Origin of the sequence: Micromonospora sp. NBS 11-29 (genome assembly GCF_002140155.1) — a bacterium.
GTDB lineage: Bacteria > Actinomycetota > Actinomycetes > Mycobacteriales > Micromonosporaceae > Micromonospora.
Genome location: NZ_NAPR01000002.1, coordinates 275,424 through 283,862, shown reverse-complemented (window position 1 = coordinate 283,862; position 8,439 = coordinate 275,424). Strand labels below are relative to the sequence as shown.

General features: G+C 68.6%; 8 protein-coding genes and 1 tRNA gene. 6 read left to right on the top strand and 3 right to left on the bottom strand.

Features of this window, described 5'->3' with window-relative positions; genetic code table 11:
- From B1205_RS01295 to B1205_RS30610, 3 genes are all read left to right on the top strand, one after another.
- Nucleotides 1-721 (top strand): restriction endonuclease (locus tag B1205_RS01295; RefSeq protein WP_140157953.1); only part of this gene is annotated, 721 nt, incomplete at its 5' end.
- A gap of 1,721 nt (nt 722-2,442) precedes the next feature.
- Nucleotides 2,443-3,132, top strand: a complete 690-nt coding sequence (locus tag B1205_RS30615) for an ISL3 family transposase (RefSeq protein WP_254909618.1) — start codon at nt 2,443-2,445, stop codon at nt 3,130-3,132.
- Between the two features lie 90 nt (nt 3,133-3,222).
- A complete protein-coding gene (locus tag B1205_RS30610; RefSeq protein ID WP_254909617.1) occupies nt 3,223-4,161 on the top strand; it encodes a hypothetical protein in 939 nt (312 codons plus the stop codon).
- Nucleotides 4,162-4,761: 600 nt separating this feature from the next.
- Here the strand turns inward: B1205_RS30610 and B1205_RS01285 are convergent.
- A tRNA-Val gene (locus tag B1205_RS01285) sits at nt 4,762-4,833 on the bottom strand.
- Between the two features lie 50 nt (nt 4,834-4,883).
- A complete protein-coding gene (locus B1205_RS01280; protein WP_176308370.1) occupies nt 4,884-5,327 on the bottom strand; it encodes a TIGR02611 family protein in 444 nt (147 codons plus the stop codon).
- 298 nt (nt 5,328-5,625) lie between these two features.
- On the opposite strand from B1205_RS01280, the gene B1205_RS01275 reads away from it, so the two are divergent.
- Nucleotides 5,626-6,057: an SsgA family sporulation/cell division regulator gene (locus B1205_RS01275; protein ID WP_007457244.1), complete on the top strand. Its 432-nt coding sequence runs from the start codon at nt 5,626-5,628 to the stop codon at nt 6,055-6,057.
- Nucleotides 6,058-6,134: 77 nt separating this feature from the next.
- Here B1205_RS01275 and B1205_RS01270 read toward each other — a convergent pair whose 3' ends face one another.
- On the bottom strand, nt 6,135-6,911 hold the full coding sequence (locus B1205_RS01270) for a glucose 1-dehydrogenase (protein ID WP_089153939.1): 777 nt from the start codon (nt 6,909-6,911) through the stop codon (nt 6,135-6,137).
- Nucleotides 6,912-7,060: 149 nt separating this feature from the next.
- Between B1205_RS01270 and B1205_RS01265 the strand changes: the two genes are divergently transcribed.
- Both B1205_RS01265 and B1205_RS01260 read left to right on the top strand, forming a co-directional pair.
- Nucleotides 7,061-7,972, top strand: a complete 912-nt coding sequence (locus B1205_RS01265; RefSeq protein WP_089153919.1) for a helix-turn-helix transcriptional regulator — start codon at nt 7,061-7,063, stop codon at nt 7,970-7,972.
- Nucleotides 7,973-7,979: 7 nt separating this feature from the next.
- Nucleotides 7,980-8,435 (top strand): RrF2 family transcriptional regulator, encoded by a 456-nt coding sequence (locus tag B1205_RS01260; protein WP_089153918.1) that lies wholly within the window; start codon nt 7,980-7,982, stop codon nt 8,433-8,435.
- The last annotated feature ends 4 nt before the right edge of the window (nt 8,436-8,439 follow it).

The window sequence follows — 8,439 nt, the reverse complement described above, 5'->3', positions numbered from 1 at the left end:
TCGACCGGACCCACTGTGCGGCACACCCGACCCACCCACAAACCAAACGCGCTCTCAGGAAACGCACCGTCACGCCCCGCGATCCTGGTTGCGCTGGGTCGAGCACGGCGACCCGTTGCTGCCTCGCCTCCGTCGCAAGGTCGCGACCTTACGCGTTCGCTCCAAGGGCGACCAGCAACCCGATCGCGGCAGTGTTGAGGCTCAAATTCTCGGGCGCATCTACGACTTCTATCAAGGACGGCAACACCGGTTCGAGCTACTGGCCGCTCGGGTCGCCGCCAGGGTCTTTCGCGGCCAAGGAGCCGTTTATCACGAGGGCTGGCTGACACGAGGAAGCGGCGACAGGGGTGTGGATTTCGTTGGGCGGCTGGATGTGGGCAGCGAGAGCGCGCTAACTTCGCTCGTTGTCCTAGGGCAGGCCAAGTGTCGCCTCGACAAGTCAGTGAGCGCTGAGGAGCTTGCCCGTGTGGTGGCCCGCCTGCGGCGCGGCTGGATCGGTGTCTATGTCACTACCAGCGATTACAGCCGTAACGCACAGGAAGAGATGGTGGAGGACCAGTACCCTATCGTGCTGATCGACGGACGCCGGCTCGCTGAAGAGGTGCGCCGCATGGCCATGGATAGCCACGGCGGCGACCTGGAGGCATTCCTCAGTGACCTTGCGAGCGGCTACGAGGAGGCGGTCACCTCACGGAGGCCCGAGGAGGTGCTCTCGCTGTAGTTTCACACCAACCAGCGTCAGGCATTGAAGTGCAGCGGCGGGGGAAGCAAGCCTGCGACGCGGGCAGCGCCAGATTTCAGTCTGCCTGATGCCGTTCGCACCTAACGAGCCGGACGAAGACGACGAACGTAACGATGGCGGTGCCGGCGAGCGCTTGATCAGGCTGGATGGACGGTCGTCCGAGTCTGGGAACACGTTCGGGTTGAGCAGGCCGCTCTTATTGTGCGTAACGTTTTGGGATCAGCAGGGGCGTCGCCCGCCTCTTCGCTAGATAAGTCTAGCGAAGAGGACTGATCTCTAGGGGCGGTCCGCCGCGGTCATCACCCTAGGCGCGCCAGCCACCCCTCCTCTACTAGCCACCCACCGAGCGCTAACCTCTGAAGCCATGCCCGGACTGGTCCCGCAGCCGCACTACGACACCGATACGCCCGATATTCACGAGTTCTACCAATTATTCGCAGATGGGCTGAACCTGACGCTTGACCAGGACGCAGCAGCCCTCAGGGCTCTTGACCAGACAGTGGACGAGTTGGACCACCTCATCTATGAGCTGACTGAAGAGGTATCAGGCCTAAGGGCTGTGGAAGCTGAGGGGCTGGAGCGCCTGAATAAAATCTTGGCCGCTCCCGCGCCTCGCCGGGGCCTCAAACAGTGCAAAGCTGACCTAAAGCCGGTTCGATCTAGCCTGGGGGAGGCTCTCGCAGAACTGGCCGCAACGGAGGCCAAAAGAGAAGAAATGGCCCGTGGCATTGAACTGCGAGCGGGACATCGAAACCGGAGACATGACTGGCAAATCGGCGACAGGAGGGTCGGTTCAGGCAGCTACGGCGTTTACGCCCTCTATGATTTCGACGGCATCGCCATGTATGTGGGGAAGACAACCGAGGGCGTCAGCACTCGAATTAGGCGCCACCTGACAAACCAGCGGACGGATGCCGTCGCAATGGGCGTATTAGATCCACTANGGCTAGAGACTTCGTAGCCGCGCTCGAGTACGCAGTCGAGCAACGGTTCTCGGAAACGCTTTTCAACGAAAAACGTGTGCCAGCCGTAGCCAACGTTCCCAGCGTGCCGGCCAGCGTGCGTTTCGATGTCTTGTCTGCCGAAACCCGCGCCCGCCTCGGGCATCCTGATCTCAGGATCGCCAGACGGGCGGCCGTCGCCGCCAGACTTAGCAGCAGGATCTCAGAGCGGAGTCTTCAAAACACAGGACTGCGGCTCAGCCTGCGTAGGCAGTTGCAGCGGCTTACCGAGCTGGCCAACCGACGGTTTGAAGACCTGGGCGGGCTTGCTGCTGTACCCGAGGGTACGGACAGTGAGGGCGACTGAGCGACGGCGCCCATCTCGTCATCAACGGGGATGTCGGCTCCGCCTGAAAGCTCAGCCGGCGTTGACAGCAGGTCGCAGCTCCAAAGCGGCTGCGGGAGCAAACCCCACCCGCAGCCTGAGGGCCAGCTCATCGGGGCTACAAAGCCATCCGCCGGCAACGCCTGAGCGTCGCCCGGTCCAACCAGGGCCAGTCGCAGCAGGAGACGGTGATCGACCGAGTGGACGAATGGAACCATGGTCCACCGGCTGCGCCGCCACGACGTAATTGACAGACACCCGACGAGCATATTGCTAGGACTTGGCGAAGTGCCGAGTTTTCCGAGGTCAGGATTACGGGCTCTGGCACACATTTTGTGAGTTCTGCTCGCCGGTAGTTCGGGTTGGGTGCCCAGGTGGAGATCATTTCGGCGTTGCTGCCGCACCTGACGGACCTGCGGCTGGAAGCGGTGGTGGTTCGGGCCGCCGGGGTCAGGATCAACGCGACGACACAGACGGTGCAGGCACGGTGTGTCGCCTGCGGCACCTGGTCGGCCACAGTGCATGGTCGCTATGTGCGGCGGCTGGCCGATGTCAGGTTGGGTGGCCATGAGGTGCTGGTCGCATTGACAGTCCGCCGATTCGCTTGCGGCGAGAGCAGCTGCCAGCGGCGGACGTTCGTCGAGCAAGTGCCGGGTCTGACGCGGCGGCATGCCCGTAACACCGTTTTGGCAGCAAGCGACTTGGAAGCCGTCGCGGTGGCGCTGGGCGGCCGGGCGGGCAGCCGGTTGGCGCAGCGGCTGGCGGTGTCACGGATGACGTTGATCCGGATGATTCGGAGGATGCCCGATCCGTCGCCGATGACGCCGACGGTTCTGGGCGTGGACGACTTCGCCCGCCGTCGTGGGCACCGATATGCGACGGTGCTGCTCGACATGCATACCCGCCGACCGATCGACGTTCTGCCCGACCGCACCGCCGACGTCCTCGCCGCCTGGCTGCGCGACCATCCTGGCGTTCAAATTATCTGCCGCGACCGAGGCGGCAGCTATGCCGAGGGCGCCCGCAAGGGAGCACCTGACGCGATCCAGATCGCCGACAGATGACACCTGCTCAAGAACCTCAGCGACACCCTCGAGAAAATCATCCGTGGACACCGCCGATGCCTACGGGAGCACACCGACTCGACTCCCGCCTTGGCCGCGTCGACCGACGAGCCGGTCAGGGCGGGACGTCGGGCGGCGAACACCCGCCAACGCCACGCGGCCGTACATGCTGTGCGTGCCGAAGGGCTGTCGATCAGTGCGACCGCCCGCCGCCTCGACATGAACGTCAGAACCGCCCGCAAGTACGCCCATGCCGCCACCGCCGAGGCGTTGATTGGCCCGAACGCCAGCAGCCGACCCAGCGTCCTCGCCCCGTTCCACCCCTACCTGCGCCAACGCCTCACCGACGGCGTTTACCAGACAGCCGTGCTGCACGCCGAGATCGTGGCCCACGGCTATCACGGCAGCTTGCGGGTGCTGCGGGGCTGGCTCGCCATCAACCGCATCCGGCCTGCCCCTTCGACCGCAGTCCGGGTGCCGTCGGCCCGGCGGATCACCGCCTGGAGCATGCGACCCGGCCACAAACTCACCGACGACGACCGCGCTGATCTCGCCGACGCCCGCCGCCGCTGCCCGGACCTCGACACCGTCGCCGGCCTCGCCCGCGGGTTCGCCGCGCTGGTCCGCCATCAGGGCACCGGGCAGCACCTTGACGCCTGGATCGACCGAGCCCGCCACGCCGGATACCCCGAACTCCGCGGCTTCGCCGCCGGCCTGGCCGGCGACCGTGACGCCCGTCGTCGCCGGCCTCGCTCAGCCCTGGAGCTCAGGCCCGGTCGAGGGCCAGGTCAACCGCATCAAGACGATCAAGCGACAGATGTATGGCCGGGCGAACCTCGACCTCCTCCGCAAACGCGTCCTGACCACCCCATGAGCGAACAACAAGATCAATCACAGAATGTGTGCCAGAACCAAATTTCAGCCGGCGTTGACATCGTCCGGTGTGCGCGGCGTCGGCGAGGTGGCGGCCGGCGATGGCGAAGGCTGCGTGTCAGGCGGCGGCATCGCTGCAGGGTCCATCGGGGGTGAACGTCGCGCCAGTGGGGGCCGCGAGGGGGCAGGAGCGCCTGGCTCTGCCGTTGCTACCAGTCAGGTCCAGCTGCTCACGGTCAGCGGCCTATGGTCGTCCATAGGACGCAGGACTCGGCCGGTAGCCCCTCGGATCCGGCGGACGCGTCGCCGGTTCTTCTGGCCGACGCTGAGGCCTCTGCCGCGTTGCCTTGTGGGGTAAGGCGTTTACGGCCAACGCCCTCATGCGCGGCATATCTCGCGCACCGCCCTTGGCGTTCTGACCTCCCCACGAGAGAGAGTGCTCCGCCGTTCGAGCTGCTGTGACCGGCGACCCGCAGGTCCTCCTCACGCCTTTGAGGGCACTCCGGCCAGCTGCCGGGACTGCAGTCGCTGCGGATCGCAGGAGATGTGTCCAAGCTCGTCGCGCGTGGAGTTCACCACTAATCGATCCGAGCGAGCGGACGCCGGCGAACGCCCGCCGAGGGCCGAAGGGGCTGCCAGGCAACCATAGGGCGGGAGCGCCATGCTCCCAATCTGCTCCCAGTCTAAGGGGTAACAGCGGCGAAGCCCGTTACCGGTAGTTCCGGCGACGGGCTTCTGACCTGCATACATTTACGGTGGGCGATACTGGGATCGAACCAGTGACCTCTTCGGTGTGAACGAAGCGCTCTCCCGCTGAGCTAATCGCCCTCAGCGCCCATGACTCTACCGGATCACGGCCCCGGACCAAAAACCGGCCCTCAGTGCGTCGTGAGGTAGTGCATCGCCCGCGCCACCACGTCGATGCCGAGGCTGTACTTCAGCGACAGCCACACCACCACGGAGACGAAGGCCAACCCGACCGCGCCCAGCAGGAAGCGTACGCCCAGTGAGCGGCTGGTCGCCCAACGCGTCCAGGCGTTGACGTGCCGGCGGGTGAACGCCAGCAGCCGGCGGGCCCAGTGGAACTCGACCGCCCAGACGCCGAGGCCGGCGATGACGAGCAGCCACCCGGGGCCGGGCAGCGGGATGAGCACGATGCCGACGGTGACCACGATCGCGCCGAGGATGCCGATGAATATCTTGAGGGCGATGCGGCCGGTGGGGTTGGCGCGGATGAGGTCGAGCGTGGTGTGCACGCGTCCGTGCCAGCCCCGTCGCCGCCGATCCAGCAGAGCGTCGCGCGCGCGCCCGTCAACCGGCACCTCGCACCCCCGCCTTCCGGACCATTTCCACCCCCAGTGTCGCCCGGGACCGTCACTCCTGCCGAGCACCGGACGTTACCGGAGTAGTCGACGACTGAACCACCCGTTGCCGGGCGGGGACGACGGAGTGGGTGGACCGGAAATCCTACACGGGTATTCACGTTCTCGAAGGCTTTCCGACCCCCTTCCCACCACTGGGTGAAGTCAGCGTATGGCGGAGCGTAGCCAGGAGCAGCACCTGAGTATGGGAAAAGCGGGACACGCGCGTTCCGCACGCGGTGCCGGGGGGAGAACGTCCATGAGTGTCATCCGACCGACGACCGTTGAGGTCGAGACGTCGCTAAGGCTCGTCGCGCCTGACGCCACCGCCTTGCCGGTGCGTGCCAGCCTGCGTTACGACCCTGCTGACCCGTATGCGGTCCATGTCCTGTTCCACGCCGAATCCGCCGGTGGCGAGGCGGTGAGCTGGTCGTTCGCTCGCGAACTGCTGGTCACCGGGCTCGACGAGCCGGCCGGCATCGGTGATGTGCGGGTCTGGCCGTGGGCCACCCCGCGCGGCGACTTCGTCGCGCTGGCGCTGTCGTCCCCGGACGGCAACGCCCTGTTCGAGGTTCCGCGCAGCGTGCTGGTGCGCTTCCTGCGCCGGACCTACGTCGTCGTCCCGCGCGGCCGGGAGGCCGAGCACCTGGACGTCGACACCGCGGTGAACCGGTTGCTCGCCGGGCGCTGACCCCGCCCGACATCCGGGGCCGCGCGGACCTCGCCGGTCCGCGCGGCCCCGGCCCGTCCGACCCCGGGGGTACGGCCTCAGCCGTGCGTGGTGATCCCGCCGTCGACCGGGATCACCGCTCCGGTCAGGTACGCGCCGGCGCGCGACGCGAGGTAGATCGCGGTGCCCGCCATGTCCTCCGGTCGCCCGATCCGGCCCAGCGGCACCTGCTGCTCGATCGCGGCCCGCGACTCCGGGTCGTCGAGCGCGAACGCCATCATCTTGCTCTCGAACGGCCCCGGCGCGATCGCGTTGACTGTGATCGCCTCGCCGGCGAGCTGGTGGGCCAGGCTGCGGGTGAGCATGTGCACGGCCGCCTTGGTGGCGGAGTAGGCGTACACCTCCATCCAGGGCACCCGGATCCCGTCGATCGACCCGATGTTGATCACACGGGCCGGGTCGTCGGCGTCGGCGGCGGCGCGTAGCTCCGGCAGCAGCGCGGTGGTGAGCCGGAACACGGCCTTGACGTTGACCGCCCAGAGCTTGTCGAAGGCGCCCTCCGGGTACGCCTCCAGCGGCGCACCCCACGTCGCGCCCGCGTTGTTGACCAGGACGTGCAGCCGGTCGTGGCGCTGCCGCACGGCCTCGGCCAGCGCCAGCGCGCCCTCGTCGCTGCCCAGGTCGGCCGGAATGGCCTCGCAGTGCCCCTCGGCGGAGAGTTCCGCGGCGACCGACTCGCACACGTCGGCCTTGCGCGAGGAGATGACGACCGTGGCGCCGGCCCGCACGAATCCGCGCGCGATCATCAGCCCGATCCCCCGGGAACCGCCGGTGACCAGGACCGTCTTGCCGTCGACCGAGAACAGATCCGTCATGCCCATCCCATCGCCGTCCCGCGGGCCGGTCGGCCGGTCCGCGCGCTACCGATCGGTAACCTAACCGCCGCCAGGGCGTGCCGACAAGGGCGCCCGCGCGGGGTGCAACCGTCGAGGTGCAAGCTGCTGCCGGGCCGGTTACCGTCGGGATGATGGTCACCACCGGTCCGCCCTCCCCGGCCACCCGCACCGGCCTGGCGGAGCCCCGCCTCGGCACCGACGGGATCGTCACCGGTGTGCTCGACGACCTGCCCACCGTACCCGGCTGGCCCCGTCCGGTCCTCCTCGACCGTGACCTGCTGATCCTGGTCACCCACGGCCACGGCACGGCCGAACTGGACTTCCGGGCGTTGCCCTGCCGGCCGGGCACGCTGGTGCGCGGCCGGGCCGGTCAGGCGCTGCGCTGCCTCGGGCCGCAGCTCGACGCCACGGTGGTGAGCTGGGGGCCGGACGCGCTGCGCGGCCTCGACGTCGACCCGGGCGCGGTGCCGACCCACCGTCAGCTCGCCGGCGAGGACCAGGACGCGGTGATCGGCGAGGTGACCCAGTTGGCGGTGGACGCCGACCGACACGCGCTGGTGCCCGCCGCGGCGGCGCTGCTGCGTCACCAGCTCGCCGTGCTGCTGCTGCGGTTGAGCCTGCTGCCGCACCACGGGGACGGGCCGCGGGCCGAGACGGAGACGTTCCGGCGGCTGTGCCGGGAGGTGGAACGCGACTACCGGCACACCCGCCGGGTGGAGGACTACGCCGCCCGGCTCGGCTGCTCGGTGCGTACCCTGACCCGGGCCTGTCTGGCGGTGACCGGCCGCAGCGCCAAGCAGGTCATCGACGAGCGGGTGGCGTTGCAGGCCCGCCGCCTGCTCGCCGCCACCGACGAGCCGATCGCCCGGATCGGCCGGGGGCTCGGTTTTCCCGAGCCGACCAACTTCGGCCGCTTCTTCACCCGCGAGGTCGGGGTGAGCCCGGGGGTCTTCCGGGCGGCCCGGGAACAGCCGCTGCCCCTGCGTCCGGTGCGACAACGTCCGCCCACCGACTCCCCCACCCCTGCCGGCCGGGCATGATGGCAGGGTGCAGATCTCCGCGCGCGGCGACTACGCGGTCCGGGCGGCCCTGAGCCTGGCCATCGCGTACCCCACCCTGCTGTCCACCCAGGCCATCGCGGCGGAGCAGGACATGCCCCGCAAGTTCCTCGAAGCGGTCCTGGCCGACCTGCGGCGGTCCGGGATCGTCCGGGCCCAACGCGGCGCCGAGGGCGGCTACACCCTGGCCCGGCCGCCGCGCGACGTCACCATCGGGCAGGTGTTGCGCGCCGTCGACGGCCCCCTGGCCGGGGTACGCGGGCTGCGTCCCGAGGAGACCCGGTACGAGGGGGCGGCGGAGAACCTGCCCCGGCTCTGGGTGGCCGTGCGCGCGTCGGTGCGGCGGGTGGTCGACGAGGTGAGCCTGGACGAGCTGGTCAGCGGCCGGCTGCCGGCCCATGTACGCCGGTTGACCGCCCAGCCGGACGCGTGGGAGCCGCGCTGACCCG